The sequence below is a fragment of the Pseudoxanthomonas indica genome, assembly GCF_900167565.1.
Taxonomy (GTDB): Bacteria; Pseudomonadota; Gammaproteobacteria; order Xanthomonadales; family Xanthomonadaceae; genus Pseudoxanthomonas_A; species Pseudoxanthomonas_A indica.
In genome coordinates this window covers 965,144-985,415 of the sequence record NZ_FUZV01000001.1, presented here as the reverse complement: position 1 = coordinate 985,415, position 20,272 = coordinate 965,144, and the positions used below count along the sequence as shown (strand labels likewise).

24 protein-coding genes and 5 tRNA genes are annotated in these 20,272 nt (G+C 65.2%); 18 read left to right on the top strand and 11 right to left on the bottom strand.

The window, feature by feature from the left end:
- Positions 1-31 precede the first annotated feature (31 nt).
- Entirely contained in the window at positions 32-451 is a 420-nt protein-coding gene (locus B5X78_RS04760; protein WP_079723302.1) for a hypothetical protein, read from the bottom strand.
- A 110-nt stretch (positions 452-561) separates the two neighbouring features.
- Between B5X78_RS04760 and sufT the strand changes: the two genes are divergently transcribed.
- Both sufT and B5X78_RS04750 read left to right on the top strand, forming a co-directional pair.
- Positions 562-1,113: a putative Fe-S cluster assembly protein SufT gene (gene sufT / locus B5X78_RS04755; RefSeq protein WP_079723301.1), complete on the top strand. Its 552-nt coding sequence runs from the start codon at positions 562-564 to the stop codon at positions 1,111-1,113.
- A 44-nt stretch (positions 1,114-1,157) separates the two neighbouring features.
- The gene (locus tag B5X78_RS04750; RefSeq protein ID WP_079723300.1) at positions 1,158-2,264 is read left to right on the top strand and encodes a branched-chain amino acid aminotransferase; all 1,107 of its coding nucleotides are present in this window, start codon (positions 1,158-1,160) and stop codon (positions 2,262-2,264) included.
- Between the two features lie 119 nt (positions 2,265-2,383).
- Here the strand turns inward: B5X78_RS04750 and B5X78_RS04745 are convergent, their stop codons facing one another.
- From B5X78_RS04745 to wrbA, 3 genes are all read right to left on the bottom strand, one after another.
- Positions 2,384-2,869 carry an asparaginase domain-containing protein gene (locus tag B5X78_RS04745; protein ID WP_079723299.1) on the bottom strand — a complete coding sequence of 162 codons (486 nt, stop codon included), beginning with the start codon at positions 2,867-2,869 and terminating at the stop codon, positions 2,384-2,386.
- A gap of 93 nt (positions 2,870-2,962) precedes the next feature.
- Positions 2,963-3,307, bottom strand: coding sequence for a DUF2069 domain-containing protein (locus B5X78_RS04740; RefSeq protein ID WP_079723298.1), 345 nt, complete (start codon positions 3,305-3,307; stop codon positions 2,963-2,965).
- Positions 3,304-3,903, bottom strand: coding sequence for an NAD(P)H:quinone oxidoreductase (gene wrbA, locus B5X78_RS04735; protein WP_079723297.1), 600 nt, complete (start codon positions 3,901-3,903; stop codon positions 3,304-3,306). The genes B5X78_RS04740 and wrbA overlap by 4 nt, the downstream gene beginning before the upstream one ends.
- Positions 3,904-3,989: 86 nt before the next feature.
- On the opposite strand from wrbA, the gene B5X78_RS04730 reads away from it, so the two are divergent.
- From B5X78_RS04730 to B5X78_RS04720, 3 genes are read left to right on the top strand one after another with little or no spacing between them, the layout of a single operon-like run.
- Positions 3,990-5,267: a YihY family inner membrane protein gene (locus B5X78_RS04730; RefSeq protein WP_079723296.1), complete on the top strand. Its 1,278-nt coding sequence runs from the start codon at positions 3,990-3,992 to the stop codon at positions 5,265-5,267.
- A complete protein-coding gene (locus B5X78_RS04725) occupies positions 5,264-5,857 on the top strand; it encodes a TlpA family protein disulfide reductase (protein ID WP_079723295.1) in 594 nt (197 codons plus the stop codon). Before B5X78_RS04730 ends, B5X78_RS04725 begins: the two co-directional genes overlap by 4 nt.
- Positions 5,857-6,123: an acylphosphatase gene (locus B5X78_RS04720; protein ID WP_079723294.1), complete on the top strand. Its 267-nt coding sequence runs from the start codon at positions 5,857-5,859 to the stop codon at positions 6,121-6,123. The genes B5X78_RS04725 and B5X78_RS04720 overlap by 1 nt, the downstream gene beginning before the upstream one ends.
- A gap of 50 nt (positions 6,124-6,173) precedes the next feature.
- Here B5X78_RS04720 and B5X78_RS04715 read toward each other — a convergent pair whose 3' ends face one another.
- The 7 genes from B5X78_RS04715 to hemA all read right to left on the bottom strand — a co-directional run bounded on the left by B5X78_RS04715 (position 6,174) and on the right by hemA (position 11,444).
- On the bottom strand, positions 6,174-6,818 hold the full coding sequence (locus B5X78_RS04715; protein ID WP_139381405.1) for a hypothetical protein: 645 nt from the start codon (positions 6,816-6,818) through the stop codon (positions 6,174-6,176).
- A 126-nt stretch (positions 6,819-6,944) separates the two neighbouring features.
- Positions 6,945-7,724: a polyphosphate kinase 2 gene (ppk2, locus tag B5X78_RS04710; RefSeq protein WP_079723292.1), complete on the bottom strand. Its 780-nt coding sequence runs from the start codon at positions 7,722-7,724 to the stop codon at positions 6,945-6,947.
- Positions 7,721-8,074, bottom strand: coding sequence for a helix-turn-helix domain-containing protein (locus B5X78_RS04705; protein WP_079723291.1), 354 nt, complete (start codon positions 8,072-8,074; stop codon positions 7,721-7,723). The genes ppk2 and B5X78_RS04705 overlap by 4 nt, the downstream gene beginning before the upstream one ends.
- A gap of 13 nt (positions 8,075-8,087) precedes the next feature.
- Positions 8,088-8,606, bottom strand: a complete 519-nt coding sequence (gene moaB, locus B5X78_RS04700; RefSeq protein ID WP_079723290.1) for a molybdenum cofactor biosynthesis protein B — start codon at positions 8,604-8,606, stop codon at positions 8,088-8,090.
- A 45-nt stretch (positions 8,607-8,651) separates the two neighbouring features.
- Positions 8,652-9,101, bottom strand: coding sequence for a GNAT family N-acetyltransferase (locus B5X78_RS04695; protein WP_308933132.1), 450 nt, complete (start codon positions 9,099-9,101; stop codon positions 8,652-8,654).
- A gap of 2 nt (positions 9,102-9,103) precedes the next feature.
- Positions 9,104-10,186: a peptide chain release factor 1 gene (gene prfA, locus B5X78_RS04690; protein ID WP_079723289.1), complete on the bottom strand. Its 1,083-nt coding sequence runs from the start codon at positions 10,184-10,186 to the stop codon at positions 9,104-9,106.
- The gene (gene hemA, locus B5X78_RS04685) at positions 10,164-11,444 is read right to left on the bottom strand and encodes a glutamyl-tRNA reductase (protein WP_079723288.1); all 1,281 of its coding nucleotides are present in this window, start codon (positions 11,442-11,444) and stop codon (positions 10,164-10,166) included. Before hemA ends, prfA begins: the two co-directional genes overlap by 23 nt.
- 66 nt (positions 11,445-11,510) lie before the next feature.
- Between hemA and B5X78_RS04680 the strand changes: the two genes are divergently transcribed.
- The 13 genes from B5X78_RS04680 to B5X78_RS04620 all read left to right on the top strand — a co-directional run bounded on the left by B5X78_RS04680 (position 11,511) and on the right by B5X78_RS04620 (position 20,226).
- A complete protein-coding gene (locus B5X78_RS04680; RefSeq protein WP_079723287.1) occupies positions 11,511-13,178 on the top strand; it encodes a tetratricopeptide repeat protein in 1,668 nt (555 codons plus the stop codon).
- Entirely contained in the window at positions 13,175-13,813 is a 639-nt protein-coding gene (gene lolB, locus B5X78_RS04675) for a lipoprotein insertase outer membrane protein LolB (RefSeq protein ID WP_079723286.1), read from the top strand. Before B5X78_RS04680 ends, lolB begins: the two co-directional genes overlap by 4 nt.
- Positions 13,810-14,685 (top strand): 4-(cytidine 5'-diphospho)-2-C-methyl-D-erythritol kinase, encoded by an 876-nt coding sequence (gene ispE, locus B5X78_RS04670; protein ID WP_079723285.1) that lies wholly within the window; start codon positions 13,810-13,812, stop codon positions 14,683-14,685. The genes lolB and ispE overlap by 4 nt, the downstream gene beginning before the upstream one ends.
- A tRNA-Gln gene (locus B5X78_RS04665) sits at positions 14,684-14,759 on the top strand. Before ispE ends, B5X78_RS04665 begins: the two co-directional genes overlap by 2 nt.
- Positions 14,760-14,877: 118 nt before the next feature.
- Positions 14,878-15,837 (top strand): ribose-phosphate diphosphokinase, encoded by a 960-nt coding sequence (locus tag B5X78_RS04660; RefSeq protein WP_079723284.1) that lies wholly within the window; start codon positions 14,878-14,880, stop codon positions 15,835-15,837.
- An 81-nt stretch (positions 15,838-15,918) separates the two neighbouring features.
- The gene (locus B5X78_RS04655) at positions 15,919-16,572 is read left to right on the top strand and encodes a 50S ribosomal protein L25/general stress protein Ctc (RefSeq protein WP_079723283.1); all 654 of its coding nucleotides are present in this window, start codon (positions 15,919-15,921) and stop codon (positions 16,570-16,572) included.
- 52 nt (positions 16,573-16,624) lie between these two features.
- Complete coding sequence (pth, locus tag B5X78_RS04650; protein WP_079723282.1) at positions 16,625-17,203, top strand: aminoacyl-tRNA hydrolase; 579 nt, start codon at positions 16,625-16,627, stop codon at positions 17,201-17,203.
- A gap of 98 nt (positions 17,204-17,301) precedes the next feature.
- Positions 17,302-18,393: a redox-regulated ATPase YchF gene (gene ychF / locus B5X78_RS04645; protein ID WP_079723281.1), complete on the top strand. Its 1,092-nt coding sequence runs from the start codon at positions 17,302-17,304 to the stop codon at positions 18,391-18,393.
- 107 nt (positions 18,394-18,500) lie between these two features.
- Positions 18,501-18,586, top strand: a tRNA-Tyr gene (locus tag B5X78_RS04640).
- A 37-nt stretch (positions 18,587-18,623) separates the two neighbouring features.
- Positions 18,624-18,697: transfer RNA gene (locus B5X78_RS04635), tRNA-Gly, on the top strand.
- A 51-nt stretch (positions 18,698-18,748) separates the two neighbouring features.
- A tRNA-Thr gene (locus B5X78_RS04630) sits at positions 18,749-18,824 on the top strand.
- Between the two features lie 42 nt (positions 18,825-18,866).
- Entirely contained in the window at positions 18,867-20,057 is a 1,191-nt protein-coding gene (gene tuf / locus B5X78_RS04625) for an elongation factor Tu (RefSeq protein ID WP_079723269.1), read from the top strand.
- 93 nt (positions 20,058-20,150) lie between these two features.
- A tRNA-Trp gene (locus B5X78_RS04620) sits at positions 20,151-20,226 on the top strand.
- The last annotated feature ends 46 nt before the right edge of the window (positions 20,227-20,272 follow it).

Here is a 20,272-nt window from a genome sequence, read left to right as displayed (position 1 = left end):
TCGGCCCCTCCGCCGTCCAGGTGGCGCGAGTCTACTTCGCCAGCCAGGCCGCCAGCAGGGGGGCCAAGCCCAGGCTCACAAGATCCCAAGGTCCGTTGGCCAGCTGGGCCAGTGTCCACGCATGCCCCGGACGCAGCAGTAGTGCCGATTCCCACGGCAGCAGGCCAAAAAAGAAGCCCAGCTGGCTGGCGATGATCAGCCAGTTGGCCACGACAGCCACCATGACGGTGGTCAGGGCCGCCAGCACGACGCGGGCTGCGCCACGCCGCATCCCGCCAAATCGCAGCAGCAGCGCAGCGTCTGCCGCCGCCAGCCACGCCATCCAGCCCACCTGCTTGCCCTGATAGATCGCCAGCAGCACCCAGATCGCGGTGACAAAAGCCGCGCCCAGCAGCAGGATGACGGGCGCCAGCCAGCGCGGCGATGAGGGGGACAGAGTGGGCAAGCGCATGGAGGATCCCGCGGAAGGTCGCCAAGGATAAGGCCTGCGGGGCCAGCCGGTGTAAGCCGGGCTACAATGGTGCTCTTGCGCGCCCGGCTCGCGCCCCCCATGTCAGTGCCATGTACTCCCGCAGCAGTGAACCCGTCCAGTTCGAACGCGATTGCCCGGCCGTCCTCGTGCCGCAGGGCGAGAGCGTGACCTTGCCGGCCGGCACCTACGGCTATATCACCCAGGCCCTGGGTGGCAGCTACACGGTGTTCGTGGAAGGCAATCTTTTCCGCATCGCCGGCAAGGATGCCGACGCCATCGGCAAGGAGCCGGTGGAATCGTTGTCGCTGCCCGACAACGCCAGCGACGATGAAGTCGAGGCGATGGTCTGGCAGCAGCTGCGCACCTGTTTCGACCCGGAAATTCCGTTCAACATCGTCGACCTGGGCCTGGTGTACGAAGCCAGGCTGGATCACCGCGATGACGGCAAGCGCCAGGTCGAGGTCAAGATGACGCTGACCGCGCCGGGCTGTGGCATGGGCGAGATCCTGGTCGACGACGTGCGCAGCAAGCTCGAAATGATCCCCACGATCGCCGAGGCGGACGTGGAGTTGGTGTTCGACCCGCCGTGGGGCCGGCACATGATGTCCGAGGCCGCCAAGCTGGAAACCGGCATGCTGTAAGGCACGCCGCCCATATCCTCCGTAGTGGAAGACAGGAAACGCTCATGAACATTGCCAATGCCACCCCGCTGGTCTATCGCGTCGAAACCTCCGGCAAGGCGCGCAGCGCCGCCGAGCGCGACGCCGTCCTTGCTTCGCCGGGCTTTGGCGTGCACTTCACCGACCACATGGTCGCCATCACCTGGGACAAGGCGCAGGGCTGGCACGACGCCGAAGTGATTCCCTATGGTCCGCTGTCGCTGGATCCGGCGGCGTCGGTCCTGCACTACGGCCAGGAAATCTTTGAAGGCATCAAGGCCTATCGCCATGCCGATGGTTCGATCTGGACCTTCCGCCCGGATGCCAACGGCCAGCGCCTGCAGCGTTCGGCCAAACGCCTGGCTTTGCCGGAACTGCCGGTGTCCGAGTTCGTCGAGTCGCTGCGTCAGCTGGTGGCGGTGGACAAGGACTGGGTGCCATCCGCGCCGGAAACCAGCCTGTACTTCCGTCCCTTCATGATCGGCACCGAGGCCTTCCTCGGCGTGCGTGCCGCGCACAAGGCCGGTTACTACGTGATCGCCAGCCCGGCCGGCGCCTACTTCGCCAAGGGCGTGGCGCCCGTCTCGATCTGGCTGTCCACCGACTACGCGCGTGCGGCCAAGGGCGGCACCGGCGCGGCCAAGTGCGGCGGCAACTACGCCTCTTCGCTGCTGCCGCAGCAGGAAGCCCAGGCCCAGGGTTGTTCGCAGGTGTTGTTCCTGGATCCGGTGGAAGGCAAGTACCTGGAAGAACTGGGCGGCATGAATGTCTTCCTGGTCTACAAGGATGGCACCGTGGTGACCCCGGAACTGTCCGGCAGCATCCTGGAAGGCGTGACCCGCTCGAGCATCCTGCAATTGGCGCATGATCGCGGCCACAAGGTGGAAGAACGCAAGGTCTCCATCGATGAGTGGAAGCAAGGCGTGACCAGTGGCGAGATTGCGGAAATCTTCGCCTGCGGTACGGCGGCGGTGATCACCCCGATCGGCCAGCTCAAGGGCAAGGACTTCGCCGTGGGCAACCCGGATGCACCGGCGGGCGAGCTGACCATGTCCATCCGCAAGGAACTGACCGACATCCAGTACGGCCGCGTGCCGGATCGGCACGGTTGGCTGGTCAAGCTGCACGACTGAGCCGCTGGCGGCACCAACAAAAAAAGCCGGGCATTGCCCGGCTTTTTTCTTTTGCTTGTCCCCTCTCCCGCTCGCGGGAGAGGGCCGGGGTGAGGGCCTTGCCGGTGCAGCGCGCGCTGTCAGATTGCTTCGAAGCGATTGGCCGCCACGTTCTTGCGCACATGCGCCGGATCCCAGATCCGTCCGTTCATGGCGATGTAGACACCCGCTGGCAGCGACTGCACCGCGCCTACCGCACAGCCGATGTTGAACTCCGCATCCGAGCCGCGGAAGCGCGCGGGATTCAATGCGCCAGTCAACACGATGGTCTTGTCTTCCAGGCCCGAAAGCACCTTGGCCGTCTCGACCATGCTGTCGGTGCCGTGGGTAATCAGCACATGCCTGGCTGGCTGCGCGGCGATGGCCGCACGCACCAGTTCGCGATCCGCGTCGGTGATGTGCAGCGAATCCTTGCGGATGATCGGAATGACGCTGAAACGGAAAGCCACGCCCAGTTCCTGCAGGATGCGGCCGATCTGCGGCTCGCCGACCTGGAAATCGGACTTGTCGTCAAAGTAGATCTTGTCGATCGTGCCGCCCGTGGTGACGATCAGCAGCTCTTCCATTTCGGTGCTCCTACGCAGGTGCGGCAATTATCGCTGCTCGTAGGGTGAAGGTGCACGCATGCCTGCCGGCGGCCGCGGCCGGGCCCGCACGGATTACGCCCGTTTGCGGCCAAAGCGCGCGCTCAGGCCCGGCCAGCTGGCCGTCAGCACGATGACCAGCGACAACACGATCTCCAGCCAGGCAAACAGGGCTTCGGCCGGGCGGCTGTAAGCCACCATCACCCCATGGGCAAACCAGAACAGGCCCAACACACCGGCCCAGAAGCCCGCTTGCCGGCGCTTGAGCAGCACCCCGATCAGACAGAGCAGGGGCGGCACGGTGAACACCAGCTGGGAGGCGATCAGGTGCTTGTCGGCGCGGAACCAGACAGCGAACACAACGGTGAGCAGGGCAAGCGAGGTGCTCAAGGCCAGGCGCGAGGAGGGCAGGGGGATCATCGGTTTTTCTCGAGGCGGCGGGTGATGTCCGCGATGCGCCGGCCGAGCGCGCGTGCCAGTGCCGCCTCGTCATCGGTCGGCTGCGGATCATCGCTGACGCCAGCGACATGGCTGGCGCCGTAGGGCGTGCCGCCGCTGCGGGTGCTGCTGAGCAGGGTTTCGGTAAACGGGATGCCGACGATCACGCAGCCGTGGTGCAGCAGCGGCAACTGCATGGACAGCAAGGTCGATTCCTGCCCGCCGTGTTGCGTGGCCGTGGAGGTGAATACGGCGGCCGGTTTATCGACCAGCGTACCGCTGGCCCATTCGGCGCCCAGGCCGTCGATGAAATGCTTGAGCGGCGCGGCCATGTTGCCGAAGCGCGTTGGGCTGCCGAGGACGAGGCCCGCGCATTCGGCCAGGTCACGTGCTTCCACATAGGGCGCGCCGTCTTCGGGCACCGGTGGCGCTGCCTGCTGGGTGACAGCCGCGACCGGCGGCACGGTGCGCAAGCGTGCGCTCATGCCATCCACTTCGCCGATGCCACGCGCAATCTGCCGCGCCAGCCGGGCCACGGAACCGCCGCGGCTGTAATAGAGCACCAGGATCTCGGCCATGCGTCGTTCCAGCGTGAAAGGTCGCTAGTATCCCCTGCGGCGGCTGCGGATGTCGCCTTCCGGGCGCATCGGTTACCCTTCGGCGCATGGAGCCGCTGGATTCCTTGAATCGATGGACCGACCGCCTGCGCGACCGCGCGCGCGCGGGCACCTTCGCGCGCTTCCTGGCGCTGCGCTTCCTCGACGACCGCCTGTTCCAGGCGGCCGGTTCGCTGGCCTATACGACCTTGTTTGCACTGGTACCGCTGGCGATGGTCGTGTTTGGCGTGCTGTCGGCGTTCCCGGTCTTCGAGCGCTGGAGCGATCAACTCAGCGACTACATCTTCTCCAACTTCGTGCCCAGCGCCGCGCGTTCGGCGCAGATCTACATCAAGCAGTTTTCCGCCAGCGCCGGCCAACTGACCGCGGTGGGTGTGATCATCCTGGTGATCTCGCTGCTGATCACCCTCAACAGCATCGAAGCCACCTTCAACCGGATCTGGCGCGTGGCCTCGTCCCGACCCAAGTTCGGCCGCTTCCTGGTGTACTGGACGGTGCTGACCTTGGGCGCGCTGGTGGCGGCCGCTTCGCTGGCGATGTCGGCGCGCTTTTTCGAGATGTCGTTGTTCGCCACCCAGGAAGGCCGGTTGCTGCGGACGGTCCTGCTGACCCTGACGCCCCTGCTGATCGAGTTTGCCGCGATCACCATGATCTACCGGGTGGTGCCGCACCGGACCATCAAGCTCCGCTACGCCGTGGCCGGCGCCCTGCTGGCCACCGTGCTGCTGGAAATCGTCAAGTGGGGCCTGGGCCTTTATCTGGGCAGCTTCAACACCTACACGAAGATCTACAGCACCTTCGCCGCGGTGCCGATCCTGCTGATGTGGATTTACCTGTGCTGGGTGGCGATCCTGATGGGGGCGTCGCTGGCCTCGTCGATGGCGGCGTTCCGCTACCAGCCAATCGCCTTCCGCTTGCCGATGGGATACGAGATTTACGGCCTGTTGCGCATGCTGGGTCGCTTCAACGAGGCGCGCCGGGCGGGGCGCGGCCTGCACAGTGATCAGATCCTGGCGATGGAACCGATGCTGACCGATTCGCTGATCCAGCAGATGCTCGGCCAGCTGTGCGACATCAACGTGCTGCGCCGCGCCGAGGATGGCGAGTGGTTGCTGGCGCGCGATCTGGATGACATGACCATGGCCGAGCTGTACGAAGCCTGCCAATTGCGCGTGCCGATCGCCGAAGCGCATCTGCCGTTCCATGACGATTCGCTGGGCATGGCGGCGCGCAACACCCTGGATGACCTGCGCGTGCCGCTGCGTGAGCTGCTCAAGCGCAAGGTCAGTGATATCTATGTCGAATCCTCTTCGGAGTCGCGATGAAAGCAGCAACAAGCGTCTGTCTGGTCTTCCTGGTGCTGGCCCTGGCGGCTTGCAAACCTGCCGCCCCCGAGGCCACGCCGTCCAAGCTGCCTGCCACCACCCAGGCCAAACCCGAGCCCGCCGCCGATGGCAACGAAACCGGCGTGCAGATCCGCGAGAAGACCGCAGACCAGCCGGCCTTGTCGGTGCCGACCGTGGCGGGCAAGACCTTTGATCTGGCCGAACATCGCGGTCAGTGGGTGGTGGTCAATTTCTGGGCGACCTGGTGCGGGCCCTGCCTGAAGGAAATGCCGGAGCTGTCGGCGCTCGACGCCATGCGCCAGGACGTGCAGGTCATCGGCCTGGCCTACGAGGACATCGAACTCGCCGACATGCAGGCGTTCCTGAAGGAGCACCCGGTGGTGTACCCCATCGCCATTGTTGATGTGATGGCGCCGCCCGCCGACTTCGCCACCCCGCGTGGCCTGCCGATGACCTATTTGATTGCGCCGGATGGCAAGGTGGCCAAGGAATTTGCGGGCCCGGTGACGGCGAGCATGATTGAAGAGCTGATCGCAGACAGCCGCGCCAAGGCCGCGGAACGGGGCTGATGGCGGCGGCGCGATTCCTGGTGCGGGGAAAGGTGCAGGGCGTGTTCTTCCGCGCCTCCACCCGGGATGCAGCCACGCGCTGGGGACTGGATGGGATTGCGCGCAATCTGGACGATGGCGGCGTGGAAGTGATTGCGGCGGGTGATGCCGCTGCATTGGAGCAGTTGGCCCGCTGGCTGCAACACGGCCCTCCGATGGCGCATGTCGAGTCAGTGCAGCAGTTCGAGTGGAACGAGCCCACAAGCCCGGGCTTCACCATCGCTTGAAAGAAAAACGGCGGCCTCCGGCCGCCGCTTTCATCGCATCAATTGAGGGCTTACTTGCCCTTGTCCTTGCCCTTTCCATTATTGCCATTGTTGCCCTTGGCCTTGCCTTGGCCGTGATCCGCATGGCCCTTGTTGCCTTGCGCAGAGGGCGACGTCTGCTTGCTTGGCTTGCCCGCGTTGCCGCCGCCCTTGCCTTTGCCCGGGCCGTGTTGTGACCAGTCCACATGCACGTTGCGGTCCACCGCCACCGGATAGCCCCAACGGTCATAGGTGCGCGAGAAGCCGTTCTTCAAATCGTGGAACTGTCGGGAACCCGGCTTGATGCCCATGCGCTTGGCCAGCGCGCCCCAACCCTGGCCGGGATTGCGCTCGTACTCGTGGACCACATTGATGCAGGGCACACCGAGGATATGGGCAATGGCGCAGGCGTAATAAATGTCACCCGCCGACCAGCGCCTGCCGAACAGATCGTTCACCAGCGAGCGCGGCGCGCCGTAATAGCCGGTCATCTCATCGATGAAGGGATCGCGATAGCGCGAGCCGTAATCGTTGATTTCCACGAGACGGGTGTCGACCCATGCATCGCCGGTGCGGAAGTTGTAACCGACCACCTGTGCCTGCGCGGCCGTGGCCAACACAGCGGAGATCAGCAGGAGGGAAAGTCGGGGACGTGCGAAGCGCTTGATGACAGACATGCCTGGGCTCCAGAGCCTGGGTGCGGTGAGTCTCGGCAGCATGCGGTGAACTGCTTATGAAATCCCGGACGCGGATCGCGTTGCCAACGCCTGCCGGTGCGAAAAGTGAAGCCGGCGCGAAGAATGCTAGGGGATGGGAAACTCCGGCAAGGGCTTGACCACCGTGTACTTCTCCTTGCGTGGCTTGCCCTTCAACGGTTTCAGCGTGAGCACGTCCAGCGGGACCTGCATATCCGGCAGGCGGTCCAGAAGATCCCGGATCAGCGTGAGCCGTCCTCGCCGCTGATCATTGAAATCCACCAAGGTCCACGGCGCAAAGTGGCTGTGAGTGGCTTTGAGCATGGCCTCGCGCGCGTCGGTGTAGTCGGCGTACATCTGTCGTGCCTGCAGATCAATGGGCGAGAGTTTCCAGCTCTTCAACGGCTCCTGTGCGCGTTCTGCAAAACGTTCTTCCTGTTGCGCCTGATCCACCGCCAGCCAATACTTGAACAGCAGGATGCCGTCGTCGATCAGCAACTGCTCGAATACCGGCGCCTGCTGCAGGAACCTGTCGTACTCGCTTTCACTGCAATAGCCCATGACCTTTTCCACGCCCGCGCGGTTGTACCAGCTGCGGTCGAACAGCACGATTTCCCCGGCCGCCGGCAACTGCGCGACGTAGCGCTGGAAATACCACTGCGTGGACTCGCGTTCGCTGGGCTTGGGCAGGGCGACCACCCGGCATTGGCGCGGATTGAGGTGTTCGGCGATGGCGTTGATCACGCCACCTTTGCCAGCGGTATCGCGGCCTTCCACCAGGATCACGATGCGCTTGCCATGATGGGACGCCCAGCGCGCCATTGCTGCCAACTCCAGTTGCAGCGGCTTGAGCAGTTCCTGGTAGGGCTTCTTCTTGAGCGGCTTCATGCACGGGTTCCGGTTTTGCGGGCTTTGCGTCGCTGGCCCGCCATGCTGCGCGCCACTTCCAGCAAGGCGCCCTGTTGGCGGGTATCGAGAGTGCGATAGGCGGCGAGCAGATCGTGTTCGCCCGCGGTACGGGCCGGATCCAGTTGGCTGGCCAGTTCGGTAAGCAAGGCGCCGGCGGGAATGCCGAAGGCGCGCGCCAGCGCTGCCAGTTGATCGCGACCCGGCAGCTTGTCACCGCTCATCCATGCCTTGACCGTCTGCGCGCCCGCGCGCGGGATTGCGGCGGCGATGTCGGAGGCGTTCAAGCCGCTGGCCTTGGCCAGCATCCGCAACGTGGCGTCGATCGACATGGAGGCTCCCGGGTCATTCCTTCAGGCGGGGACGCAACGTGGCCAGATTGCAGGGGCGGGTGCGTGCGTCGAGCTGGGTGACGATGATCCGTTCCCAGGCGGTGCGGCAGGCCGAGGTGGAACCCGGCACGCAGAACACGAAGGTGGCGTTGGCCAGCCCCGCAAAGGCACGCGACTGCAGCGAAGACGTGCCGATGTCGTCGTAGCTGATGCTGCGGAACAGTTCGCCGAAGCCCGGCATCTGCTTGTCCAGCAGCGGCGCGACCGCTTCGGGCGTCGAATCGCGACCGGTGAAGCCGGTGCCGCCAGTGATCAGGATGCCGTCGACCGCGGGATCGGCGATCCACTTCGAGATCACCGCGCGCTGCTGGTAGATGTCATCCGGCAGCAGCACCCGCTCGAGAATGCGGTGGCCGGCCGTTTCGGCGGCGCCGCAGAGATAGTCGCCGGAGCTGTCGGTGGCCAGGGTGCGGCTGTCGGAGACCGTCAGCACGCACAGCGAAAGGGGAATCAGTTGGTCAAGTGCGCTCATGGCCGAAGCCTAGCACCCGACATGCGGACTACGCCTTCTCAGGCGTCATGCCGGGTCCAGGCGCAGGCGGAAGCGCATCGTGCTGTCGTAGACCTCCCAGCCCAGGTGCCGGTACAGCGCCTGTGCTGATCGGTTGTCGTGGTCGGTTTCCAGTTCCAGCCGTGCCGCGCCCGTGGCCCGGCCGAAGTCGGCGGCGGCGCCCAGCAGCGCCCGGGCCACGCCTTGCCGGCGCGCTTCGGGCAGCACATACAGGTCGTTGAGGATCCACGCACGTGCGGCGCCGACCGAGGAAAAGCTGGGAAACAGCTGGGTGAAGCCGAGTACCTGGCCTTGATTTTCGGCGATGAAGATCACCGATTCCTCCGCACTCAGCCGCGCCTGGATGAAGTCATGCGCCTTGGCCGGGTCCGGCGCCTGCTCGTAGAACTGCCGGTAGCGATCGAACAAGGGAGCGATGGCATCCACATCCGTTACGGTCGCGCGTCGCAGTTGCATGCTCAGTTCTCCGTCAGGCGGGCCAGTTCGTCGGCCTGGTACTCGCGGGTCAGGCGTTCGACCAACGGGTCCAGATCGCCTTCGATGATGTTGGGCAAATCGTACAGGGTCAGGCCTTCCACCCGGTGATCGGTGATGCGGCCCTGGGGGAAGTTGTAGGTGCGGATGCGCTGGCTGCGATCGCCACTGCCCACTTGTAGCCGGCGCGACTCCGCCTGGGCCGCCTGCTGCTTGCTGCGTTCGCTGTCCAGCAGCTGCGCCTTCAAGCGCTTCATTGCCTTGTCGCGGTTGGCGTGCTGGCTGCGCTCGGTCTGGCATTCCACCACCACGCCGCTGGGCAGGTGGGTGATGCGGATGGCCGACTCGGTCTTGTTGACGTGCTGGCCGCCGGCGCCCGAGGAGCGGAAGGTGTCGACCTTCAGGTCGGCCGGATTGATCACGACATCGTCGACTTCCTCCACGTCGGCGATGATCGCCACGGTGGCGGCGGACGTGTGGATGCGGCCTTGCGACTCGGTGGCCGGCACGCGCTGCACGCGATGGGTGCCCGACTCGAACTTCAGCCGCGAGAACGCGCCCTTGCCGCTGACCTTGGCCACGATTTCCTTGTAGCCGCCATGCTCGCCGGGATTGTCGGACTCCACTTCCACCCGCCAGCCCATGCGCTCGGCGTAGCGCGCATACATGCGGAACAGATCGCCGGCGAAGATCGCCGCTTCATCGCCGCCGGTGCCGGCGCGCACTTCGAGGAACAGGTTGCCATCGTCGCGCTGGTCGCGCGGCACCAACAGCAGGGCCATGTCGTCTTCGAGCTGCGCCAGCCGCGCTTGCGCGGCAGTGATTTCCTCTTCGGCCAGATCGCCCAGGTCCGGATCGCCGCGCATGGCCTGCGCCGAGGCCAGATCACCCTTGGCGCGCGCCTCGTCGGCCAGCGCCGTGGCAATCGGCTCCAGTTGCGAGAACTCGCGCGACAGATTGCGGAAGCGGGTGTTGTCGGCGACCACGTCCGGTTCGGCCAGCAGGCGTTCCAGTTCTTCGCGGCGTTCGGCCAGCGCTTCGAGTTTACGGCGCAGCGTCGGCGTCATCGTCGGGCTTGGAATGGGAGTAGGGCGCCTTGTCGGGGAACAGGCGTTCGGCCGCGCGCGCCAGTTCACCATCACCACGCAGCGCGGCTTCGCGCAGGGCGGCGGTGGGCGGATGCAGCAGGCGGTTGGTCAAGGAATGGGCCAGGAATTCCAGCACTTCATCGGCATCACGGCCATTGGCCAGTTGCTGCCGCGCCTTGCCCAGGATGTCCTCGCGTGCGGCATCGCCATGCGCGCGCAGGCGCTTGAGCGGTTCCTGGCGACCACTGGCCTGCAGCGATTCGACAAAGCGCGCCACCTGCAGATCGATGATCGCTTCGGCGGCATCGGCGGCCTCGCGGCGGCTGCGGCGGTTGTCTTCGACCGCACGCTCCAGATCGTCGACGGTATAGAGGTAGGCGTCCTTCAGGTCGCCGACATCGGCGGCGATATCGCGCGGCACCGCCAGATCGAACAACAGCATCGGCTTGTGCTTGCGGCGCAGCAGGGCCTGTTCCACCTGCGTGCGCAGGAGGATCGGCTCGCGCGCGGCGGTGGCTGAAAACACCACGTCGGCTTCAGCCAGATGGCGCTCAAGCTCGCTCAACGGCAGGGCATAGCCGCCGTGCCGGCTCGCCAGTTCCTGCGCGTGAGCCAAGGTGCGGTTGGCGATCAGCAGACGACGGACCCGGCCTTCGCTCAGGTGCTTGGCGGCCAGTTCGATGGTCTCGCCCGCGCCGACCAGCATCACGGTGGAGTCGCTCAGGCGGGTAAAGCTTTCCTGCGCCAGGCGCACCGCGGTGGAGGCGACCGAGACCGGGTTGGCGCCCACGCGGGTGTCGGTACGCGCGCGCTTGGCCACGGCAAAGGTCTGCTGGAACAACTTGTCCAGGCGATTGCCCAGCGCGCCGTGCTCACGCGCGCTGACCCAGGCGTCCTTGACCTGGCCCAGAATCTGCGGCTCGCCCAGCACCATCGAGTCCAGGCCGGTCGCGACGCGGAAAAGATGGCGCACGGCTTCGGCATCGTGGTGCCGGTACAGATAGGCGTCCAGACCATCGGCGTGGGTGGCCAGCCAATCCGCCAGGGCCTGGCCATCGGAGGTGATGGCGTACAGCTCGGTGCGGTTGCAGGTGGACAGCAGCGCGGCTTCTTCCACCTGCGGCAAGGCGCGCAGCGAGGCCAGCGCCGACGGCAACGCGCTGCCGTCGAACGCCACGCGTTCGCGCAGTTCGACTGGCGCAGTCTGGTGATTAAGTCCGAGAACCCACAACGTCATTGTTCAGGTGCTTGCGATAAGCTGCTGGCTGTTCAGGACCACCATTTTACGGCCCACGTGAGCCTCATGCCCGCAATGATGCGTATCAGCCTGGCGATTCCACTCCTGCTGGTGCTCGCCCTGCCTGCGCAGGCCGCCCGCAAACCGGCGCCCGTGCGTGAAGAACCCCTGGGTGCGGTGATGGCCGGTGAGTTCGCCCTGCAGTCCGGGCAACTGTCCGAAGCCTCGCGCTGGTACCTGCAAGCCGCGCGGGCCAGCGAGGACGCCGGTCTGGCCGAGCGGGCCACCCGCATCGCCCTGCTGTCCAATGATGATGCCGGCGCCGCCGAAGCGCTCAAGCTCTGGCGCGCCCGCGCGCCCAAGTCGCTGGCCATGCGCAGCGCCGAGGCCACCCTGGCGATTCGCCGCAACAACGCCCGCGCTGCGCGGCGCGAGCTGTCGGCGTTGATGGCCGACCCGGATGAAATGGGCTGGCGCTACGCACTGACCGCACTGGGCAGTGGCGGGCGCGACCCGGACCTGTCCGCGAAGCTGCTGGGCGAGTTGGTCGATGACGGCGCCATCCCGGCCCAGCTGCAAGCCTGGCTGGCCTTTGCCGGGCTGGCCCAGCAACTGGATCAGCCGGACCTGTCCCAGCGAATCGTCGGCCTGGTGGTGACGCGTTTTCCGCAGGAGCCGCGGGTGGCCTTGCTGCATGCTTCGCAATTACGTCGTTCCGGTGACGAGGCAGGTGCTCGCGAGGTTCTGGACGGGCTGCATGAGGCGGCCGCGAACACGCCGGAACTGAGACTGGCCACGGCAGCCGAATACGAGGCCCTGGGCGACAGCCAGGCCGCGGCGGGCATGCTGGCCGAAGGACCGCAAGATGATCAGACCTACGCGCTGCGCGCCTCGCTGCTGGCCAAAGCCGACGATGATCGTGCATTGACTGCCTTGTACGACGAGCTGCGCAAGGAAGACGCCGATCCCGAACCCGAGCGCCGGCTGCTGCTGGGCCAGATGGCCGAGTTCCTCAAGCGGCCGCAGCAAGCGCTCGACTGGTATCGCAGCGTGGCCAGCGGCAATGCGCGCTCCGAAGCGCGCCTGCGCTCGGCCAATACGTTGTTCGAACTGGATCGCCAGGCCGAGGCCCTGGCCGAGCTCAAGTCACTGCAGGGCGACGCCGCCGCCGACGATGAGGCGCGCATCAACGCTTATCTGCTGGAAGCCGAACTGCGCCGCAAGGCGGGCAACGATGCGGCCGAGCTGGAAGTTTTCGCACGCGGCCTTGCGGCTTACCCGGACGATGTCGAAATCCTGTATTCGCGCGGCCTGGCCTGGGAGCGGCGGGATCGCATCGATCGCGCCGAGGCCGATTTCCGCAAGATTCTGGTGATAGACCCGGAGAACACCGCCACCCTCAATGCGCTGGGCTACACCCTGGCCGACCGCACGCAGCGCTTCCAGGAAGCGCTGCAATTGATCGATCGTGCACGCACGGCCGACCCGGAAAACGCAGCCATCATCGACAGCTACGGCTGGGTGCTTTACCGCATCGGTCGGCTGCCCGAGGCGCTGATCGAACTGCGCCGCGCCTACGCTCTGCAGAAGGATCCGGAAATTGCGGCACATGTGGGCGAAGTGCTGTGGGTCATGGGCCAGAAGGACGAAGCGCGCCGCTATTTCGAAGAGGCACGCAAGCTCGATCCCGAAAACCGCTCGCTGCAGCGGGCGCTGGAGAAGACCGGAGCATGATGACGACACCTCGCGGCCTGCTGCTGGCCGCCTGTTCACTGCTGCTGACTGCGTGCGCCAGTCGCGGTCCGACCTTGCCACCGACCGCGGTGCTGCAGGACCCCGCAGCCCTGGCGGCCGCGCAGGCGGCCCAGGCCACGCGCGAGGCATGGTTGCAGGGACACGCTAGCTGGGGCTTCGAGGCGAGGGTCGCGGTGAGCCAGGCCGGCAAGGGCGGCAGTGGCCGACTGGACTGGCAGCAGCAGGCAGGACGCTACACCGCCCAACTCAGCGCCCCGGTTACCCGCCAAAGCTGGCGCCTCAGCGCCGACGGCGATGGCGCGCTGCTGGAAGGTCTGGCAGGTGGCCCACGCCAGGGCGGCGACGCCGATCTTCTTCTGCGTGAAGCCACCGGCTGGGACATCCCGGTCCAGACCCTCTCCGACTGGGCTCGCGGAATTGCAGCCGCGGGCCGGGCCGAGTTCGCCACTAATGGGCAGTTGCAGACGCTGGAGCAGGCAGGCTGGCAGATCCGCTATGGCGAATGGCAGGCCGGGCAGGGCGATACGCCGACAATGCCACGCAGAATCGAGGCGCAGCGGGGCGAGTCCAAGGTGCGCCTGATCGTCGATCACTGGCAGTTCGACGGTCCATGAGCCGGTTTCCCCGCGAAGACGGCTGGTCGGACTGGCCCGCCCCAGCCAAGCTCAACCTGTTCCTGCACATCACCGGCCGGCGCCCTGACGGCTATCACCAGCTGCAATCGGTCTTCCGGATACTTGAATGGGGAGACACGGTGTACCTGCGGCCCAGAGCGGACGGCCGAATCAGCCGCGCAGGCGAGACAGTTGCGGGCCTGGCTGAAGCCGACGACCTGATGGTTCGTGCCGCCAATATGCTTCGAACAGCCACCAAGTGCGTTCAAGGTGTCGATATTGGCATTGAAAAGCGCATTCCGGCCGGCGGTGGATTTGGCGGAGGTTCCTCGGACGCCGCCACCGTCTTGCGGGTGCTTGACCGGCTCTGGGGCACCCACCTGGGTGTAGAGCGTCTGGCTGAGCTGGGACTGGCGCTTGGCGCAGATGTCCCAGTCTTTGTGCGTGGTGAGAATGCATGGGCCGAGGGGATAGGCGAGCAACTGAGCCCGCTGTCACTGGCTCCCGCCTGGTATCTGCTGGTCGACCCGGGGGTTCACGTGCCCACCTCGGTGTTGTTCGCTAGCCCGGATTTGACGCGAAACGCTGCGCCCGCGAAAATATCGGACTTCGTTTCGGGACATGTGTCCGGCAACGTGTTCGAGCCGGTGTTGCGCCGTCGCGAACCGGCCATCCAGGCCGCGTTCGATCGACTGGCCAGCGTCGGCACGCCACGTCTGACGGGATCCGGCAGCGGTTGTTTCGTCGAGTTCGCCCAGCGCGACCTGGCGGAAGCGGCGCTGCGGGAAATGACGGGCCTGCGAGCTTGGCTGTCTGCGGGTGCGGCGCGTTCGCCGTTGCTGCAGGCACTCGAAGCGGAAAACCAATCGTAGGGGCGTCGCCAAGTGGTTAAGGCACCGGGTTTTGATCCCGGCATTCGCAGGTTCGAATCCTGCCGCCCCTGCCAAAAGCAGCAAACGGAGTTGTCGCCCGCGTGCGGGCCGTAAAGCGTCAGCAGATTTTCGCCACACGTTCCTTCCTTCCCGCGCGCATCCGGCGCCAACTCCAGCGAAGCCATCACCGCCATGCAAGACGAACGTCACCTGCTTGTGTTTTCCGGCAACGCCAACAAGGCGCTGGCCGACAGCATCTGCCGCGAACTGGGTGTTCGCCCGGGCAAGGCCCTGGTGTCCACGTTCTCCGACGGCGAAGTGCAGGTGGAGATCGAGGAAAACGTCCGCCGCCAGGAAGTGTTCGTGGTCCAGCCGACCTGCGCACCGGCGGCGGAAAACCTGATGGAGCTGCTGGTGCTGATCGACGCGCTCAAGCGCGCATCGGCGGCCAGCGTCACCGCGGTGGTGCCGTACTTCGGCTACTCGCGCCAGGATCGCCGCTTGCGTTCCTCGCGCGTGCCGATCACCGCCAAGGTGGCCGCGAAGATGTTCAGCGCGGTGGGTACTGATCGCGTGTTGACGGTGGACCTGCACGCCGACCAGATCCAGGGCTTTTTCGATATCCCGGTCGACAACGTGTACGCCTCGCCGCTGCTGCTCGCCGACATCTGGCGCGCCTACGGCACCGACAACCTGATCGTGGTGTCGCCGGACGTGGGCGGCGTGGTCCGCGCCCGCGCGGTGGCCAAGCGCCTGGATGACGCCGACCTGGCGATCATCGACAAGCGCCGCCCGCGCGCCAACGTCGCCACGGTGATGAACATCATCGGCGACGTGGACGGCAAGGACTGCGTGTTGGTCGATGACATCGTCGACACCGCCGGCACGCTGTGCGCCGCGGCCGCTGCGCTCAAGGCGCGCGGCGCCAAGAAGGTGGCGGCGTACTGCACCCACGCCGTGCTCTCGGGCCCGGCGGTGGACAATTTGAACAAGTCGGTGCTGGACGAACTGGTCGTCACCGACACCATCCCGCTTTCGCCGGAAGCGAAAGCCTGCAGCCGTATCCGCCAGCTCAGCGTGGCGGAACTGCTGGCGGAAACGGTTCGCCGCATCGCCTTTGGCGAATCGGTGAGCTCGCTGTACGTGGATTGACCCCCATCCGGCTCTTCTGGTCGCGGAAGAGTCTCCAACGCCGCCGCGAGGTGGCATCTTCAACCTAGGTAGTAAAGAAAAATGGCTAACACGCACGAAATCAAAGTGGAGCGCCGCGAAGTCGAAGGTAAGGGTGCGAGCCGCCGCCTTCGTACCGCCGGTAGCATCCCCGCCATCGTTTACGGTGGTGACCTGACCCCGGTCGCAATCCAGTTGAACCACAACGAGATCTGGCTCGCCAGCCAGAACGACTGGTTCTACTCCTCGATCCTGGACCTGAGCCTCAACGGCGACATCCAGAAGGTGCTGCTGCGTGACATGCAGCGCCATCCGTTCAAGCAGCTGATCATGCACCTGGACTTCCAGCGCGTGAACGAGAACGAGAAGCTGCGCACCGCCGTGCCGCTGCACTTCATCAACCAGGACACCTCGCCTGCCGGCAAGTCGGCCGACGTCGTCGTGACCCACGAGTTGAACGAAGTCGTGGTCGAGTGCTTGCCGAAGGATCTGCCGGAGTCGATCGAAATCGATCTGTCCAACCTGGCCGTGGGCGGCATCGTCCACCTGTCGGAAATCAAGCTGCCGGCCGGCGTTGAACTGCCGGAACTGAAGCTGGGCAAGGAACACGACGTTGCCGTCGTGATCGCCAAGCACGGCAAGGAAGAGGCCGAAGCCGAAGCACCGGCGTCCGCCGAAGTGCCGGCCGCCAAGGTCGCCAAGAAGGACGAGAAGTAATATCCCGCACGGTGCGCCTGCCCAGGCAGGCGCACCGGCGTGATGTACTGCCATGGCAGGCCTTCGACTCATCGTCGGACTGGGCAATCCCGGTGCCGAGCACGCCAGAACCCGGCACAACGCCGGGTTCCGTTTTGTCGACACCCTGGCGGATCGCCTGGGTGAACGCTGGGGCCTGGAAAGCAAGCTGTTCGGTGAAACCACCAAGGTGGTGATCGCTGGCCAGCCGGTCTGGTTGCTCAAACCGGCCACGTACATGAACCTGAGTGGCAAGTCGGTGATGGCGGCGCTGCGTTACTGGAAGATTGCGCCGGAAGAGGCACTGTTGGCGCACGACGAACTGGATCTGGCCACGGGTACGGCCCGGCTCAAGTTCGATGGCGGACACGGCGGACAGAATGGCCTGCGCGACACCATGCAGTTGCTGGGCCATGGCAAGTTCCATCGCCTGCGTATCGGCATTGGACATCCGGGTCACAAGGACAAGGTCACTCCCTGGGTGCTGGGCAAACCGGGCAAGGACGATGAAATCCTGATTGGACGCGCCATCGATGACGCCATCGATGTGCTGCCGATAGCGGTAGCTGGCGATTTCAACGAGGCAATGAAGCGTTTGCATACGCCCAAATAAGCGCACGCAAGCGGTTCTGACACTAGCCAAGAGTCAAGAGCAAAGCGCGGCCACGCGGCCTTTCTTTGCTCTTTACCCTTCACAAGACGGCTCCCCACATGGGCATCAAATGCGGCATCGTCGGCCTGCCTAACGTCGGCAAGTCGACCCTGTTCAACGCGCTGACCAAGGCGGGCATCGCCGCGGCCAACTTCCCGTTCTGCACCATCGAGCCTAACGTGGGCGTCGTGCCGGTGCCGGACCCGCGTCTGAATCAGCTGTCGGACATCGTCAAGCCGCAAAAGGTTATTCCCACCGCGGTCGAGTTTGTCGACATTGCCGGCCTGGTGGCCGGCGCTGCCAGTGGCGAAGGCCTGGGCAACAAGTTCCTGGCGCATATCCGCGAAGTCGATGCGATCACCCACGTGGTCCGCTGCTTCGAGCACGGCGACATCATCCACGTGGCCGGTAAGGTCGATCCGCTGGAAGACATCGACACCATTGATACCGAATTGGCCCTGGCGGATCTGGACAGTGTCGAAAAGGCGCTGAATCGCGCCGAGCGCTCGGCCAAGGCCGGCGAGAAAGACGCCATTGCACGCAAGCCGGTGCTGCAGAAGCTGCACGCAGGACTGAGCGACGGCCGCCCGGGCCGCGCCCTGGGACTGGACGAAGAAGAGCGCGCACTGGTGCGCGACATGTTCCTGCTGACCCTCAAGCCGGTGATGTACGTGGCCAACGTCCTGGAGGACGGCTTCGAGAACAATCCGCACCTGGATGCCGTGCGCGCGCGCGCCAAGGCCGAGGGCGCCGAGGTGGTGCCGGTATCGGCGGCCATCGAGGAAGAGCTGTCGCAGCTGGACGATGCGGATCGCGACACCTTCCTGGCCGATCTGGGCCTGGACGAACCGGGCCTCAACCGCGTCATCCGCGCGGCCTATCGCCTGCTCGGGCTGCAGACCTACTTCACCGCCGGGGTCAAGGAAGTACGCGCCTGGACCGTCAAGGCCGGCTCGACCGCGCCCCAGGCGGCTGCGGTCATCCATACGGATTTCGAGAAGGGCTTCATCCGCGCCGAGACGATCGCATTCGACGATTTCATCAAGTACAAGGGCGAAGCGGGTGCGCGGGATGCCGGTCGCCTGCGCCTGGAAGGCAAGGAATACCGGGTGCAGGAAGGTGATGTGCTGCATTTCCGCTTCAACGTGTAAGAAAATCGAATTTCCGCGTTGACAGCTGCCCGGGTTCACGCCAAAATCTCGGGCTGTTTCACCCCGGTCTGATTTGGCCCTTGCGGTCTGGTCTTACGGGTGGCTCCGGAGGGATACCCAAGCGGCCAACGGGGGCAGACTGTAAATCTGCTGGCTTACGCCTTCGGTGGTTCGAATCCACCTCCCTCCACCAAAATTCGAGTTGTTTTGTGTTGTAGTGGTCTCCCGGCGCGGGAGTAGTTCAACGGTAGAACCTCAGCCTTCCAAGCTGATGGTGCGGGTTCGATTCCCGTCTCCCGCTCCAATGAACGCCCCGGCGCGGATCTGCAAGTAACAAAGCGACACCCAGTTTCAAGCTCACGTAGCTCAGTCGGTAGAGCACCTCCTTGGTAAGGAGGAGGTCGATGGTTCGATTCCATTCGTGAGCACCACCTTTCCAATCCATTCAACGATCTACTCGAGAAGAAGCAGCCATGGCAAAGGGTAAATTCGAACGCACCAAGCCGCACGTCAATGTGGGCACGATTGGTCACGTTGACCACGGCAAGACGACGCTGACCGCGGCGCTGACGAAGGTGGGTGCCGAGCGCTTTGGTGGCGAGTTCAAGGCGTACGACGCGATTGACGCGGCGCCGGAAGAGAAGGCGCGCGGCATCACGATTTCGACGGCGCACGTGGAGTACGAAAGCCCGACGCGTCACTACGCGCACGTGGACTGCCCGGGTCACGCCGACTACGTGAAGAACATGATTACCGGTGCAGCGCAGATGGACGGTGCGATTCTGGTGTGCTCGGCCGCTGACGGCCCGATGCCGCAGACGCGCGAACACATCCTGCTGTCGCGCCAGGTGGGCGTGCCGTACATCGTGGTCTTCCTGAACAAGGCGGACATGGTGGACGACGCCGAGCTGCTGGAACTGGTGGAAATGGAAGTTCGCGAGCTGCTGAGCAAGTACGACTTCCCGGGCGATGACACCCCCATCATCCACGGTTCGGCGCGTCTGGCGCTGGAAGGTGACCAGTCCGAGATTGGCGTGCCGGCGATTCTGAAGCTGGTCGAAGCGCTGGACTCGTTCATTCCGGAACCGCAGCGTGACGTGGACAAGCCGTTCCTGATGCCGGTGGAAGACGTGTTCTCGATTTCGGGCCGCGGCACCGTGGTGACCGGTCGTATCGAGCGCGGCGTCATCAAGGTGGGCGAAGAAATCGAGATTGTCGGTATCCGTCCGACCCAGAAGACGACGGTGACGGGCGTGGAAATGTTCCGCAAGCTGCTGGACCAGGGCCAGGCGGGCGACAACGCCGGTCTGCTGCTGCGCGGCACCAAGCGTGACGACGTGGAGCGCGGCCAGGTGCTGTGCAAGCCGGGTTCCATCACCCCGCACACCGAGTTCGAAGCCGAGGTGTACGTGCTATCGAAGGACGAGGGCGGCCGTCACACGCCGTTCTTCAAGGGCTACCGTCCGCAGTTCTACTTCCGTACCACCGACATCACCGGTGCGGTGACCCTGCCGGAAGGCGTGGAAATGGTGATGCCGGGCGACAACATCAAGATGGTGGTGGCGCTCATCAACCCGGTGGCGATGGACGAAGGCCTGCGCTTCGCCATCCGCGAAGGTGGCCGCACCGTCGGCGCCGGCGTGGTTGCCAAGATCATCAAGTAATGTATTGACGGGCGCGCGCAAGCGCGCCCGGCTGCAGGCGGGCCGGAACCTCGGTCCGCCTTCGCCGTCTAAAAGGACGGCAAACAAATCGATACGCCAGTAGCTCAATTGGCAGAGCAGCGGTCTCCAAAACCGCAGGTTGGGGGTTCGAGTCCCTCCTGGCGTGCCATCTTGCGGAGTCATCCGCACAGGCGCCGGCCCGATTCGCGGGCCGC

What these genes read in the sequence shown, in the direction of transcription:
- hemA (WP_079723288.1), bottom strand. Translation starts at nt 11,444, where the DNA reads ATGACGTTGTGGGTTCTCGGACTTAATCACCAGACTGCGCCAGTCGAA.
- B5X78_RS04680 (WP_079723287.1), top strand. Translation starts at nt 11,511, where the DNA reads ATGCCCGCAATGATGCGTATCAGCCTGGCGATTCCACTCCTGCTGGTG.
- B5X78_RS04760 (WP_079723302.1), bottom strand. Translation starts at nt 451, where the DNA reads ATGCGCTTGCCCACTCTGTCCCCCTCATCGCCGCGCTGGCTGGCGCCC.
- moaB (WP_079723290.1), bottom strand. Translation starts at nt 8,606, where the DNA reads ATGAGCGCACTTGACCAACTGATTCCCCTTTCGCTGTGCGTGCTGACG.
- B5X78_RS04715 (WP_139381405.1), bottom strand. Translation starts at nt 6,818, where the DNA reads ATGTCTGTCATCAAGCGCTTCGCACGTCCCCGACTTTCCCTCCTGCTG.
- B5X78_RS04655 (WP_079723283.1), top strand. Translation starts at nt 15,919, where the DNA reads ATGGCTAACACGCACGAAATCAAAGTGGAGCGCCGCGAAGTCGAAGGT.
- B5X78_RS04725 (WP_079723295.1), top strand. Translation starts at nt 5,264, where the DNA reads ATGAAAGCAGCAACAAGCGTCTGTCTGGTCTTCCTGGTGCTGGCCCTG.
- B5X78_RS04750 (WP_079723300.1), top strand. Translation starts at nt 1,158, where the DNA reads ATGAACATTGCCAATGCCACCCCGCTGGTCTATCGCGTCGAAACCTCC.
- ppk2 (WP_079723292.1), bottom strand. Translation starts at nt 7,724, where the DNA reads ATGAAGCCGCTCAAGAAGAAGCCCTACCAGGAACTGCTCAAGCCGCTG.
- prfA (WP_079723289.1), bottom strand. Translation starts at nt 10,186, where the DNA reads ATGACGCCGACGCTGCGCCGTAAACTCGAAGCGCTGGCCGAACGCCGC.
- lolB (WP_079723286.1), top strand. Translation starts at nt 13,175, where the DNA reads ATGATGACGACACCTCGCGGCCTGCTGCTGGCCGCCTGTTCACTGCTG.
- sufT (WP_079723301.1), top strand. Translation starts at nt 562, where the DNA reads ATGTACTCCCGCAGCAGTGAACCCGTCCAGTTCGAACGCGATTGCCCG.
- ychF (WP_079723281.1), top strand. Translation starts at nt 17,302, where the DNA reads ATGGGCATCAAATGCGGCATCGTCGGCCTGCCTAACGTCGGCAAGTCG.
- tuf (WP_079723269.1), top strand. Translation starts at nt 18,867, where the DNA reads ATGGCAAAGGGTAAATTCGAACGCACCAAGCCGCACGTCAATGTGGGC.
- B5X78_RS04660 (WP_079723284.1), top strand. Translation starts at nt 14,878, where the DNA reads ATGCAAGACGAACGTCACCTGCTTGTGTTTTCCGGCAACGCCAACAAG.
- ispE (WP_079723285.1), top strand. Translation starts at nt 13,810, where the DNA reads ATGAGCCGGTTTCCCCGCGAAGACGGCTGGTCGGACTGGCCCGCCCCA.
- B5X78_RS04705 (WP_079723291.1), bottom strand. Translation starts at nt 8,074, where the DNA reads ATGTCGATCGACGCCACGTTGCGGATGCTGGCCAAGGCCAGCGGCTTG.
- pth (WP_079723282.1), top strand. Translation starts at nt 16,625, where the DNA reads ATGGCAGGCCTTCGACTCATCGTCGGACTGGGCAATCCCGGTGCCGAG.
- B5X78_RS04740 (WP_079723298.1), bottom strand. Translation starts at nt 3,307, where the DNA reads ATGATCCCCCTGCCCTCCTCGCGCCTGGCCTTGAGCACCTCGCTTGCC.
- B5X78_RS04720 (WP_079723294.1), top strand. Translation starts at nt 5,857, where the DNA reads ATGGCGGCGGCGCGATTCCTGGTGCGGGGAAAGGTGCAGGGCGTGTTC.
- B5X78_RS04730 (WP_079723296.1), top strand. Translation starts at nt 3,990, where the DNA reads ATGGAGCCGCTGGATTCCTTGAATCGATGGACCGACCGCCTGCGCGAC.
- B5X78_RS04695 (WP_308933132.1), bottom strand. Translation starts at nt 9,101, where the DNA reads ATGCAACTGCGACGCGCGACCGTAACGGATGTGGATGCCATCGCTCCC.
- wrbA (WP_079723297.1), bottom strand. Translation starts at nt 3,903, where the DNA reads ATGGCCGAGATCCTGGTGCTCTATTACAGCCGCGGCGGTTCCGTGGCC.
- B5X78_RS04745 (WP_079723299.1), bottom strand. Translation starts at nt 2,869, where the DNA reads ATGGAAGAGCTGCTGATCGTCACCACGGGCGGCACGATCGACAAGATC.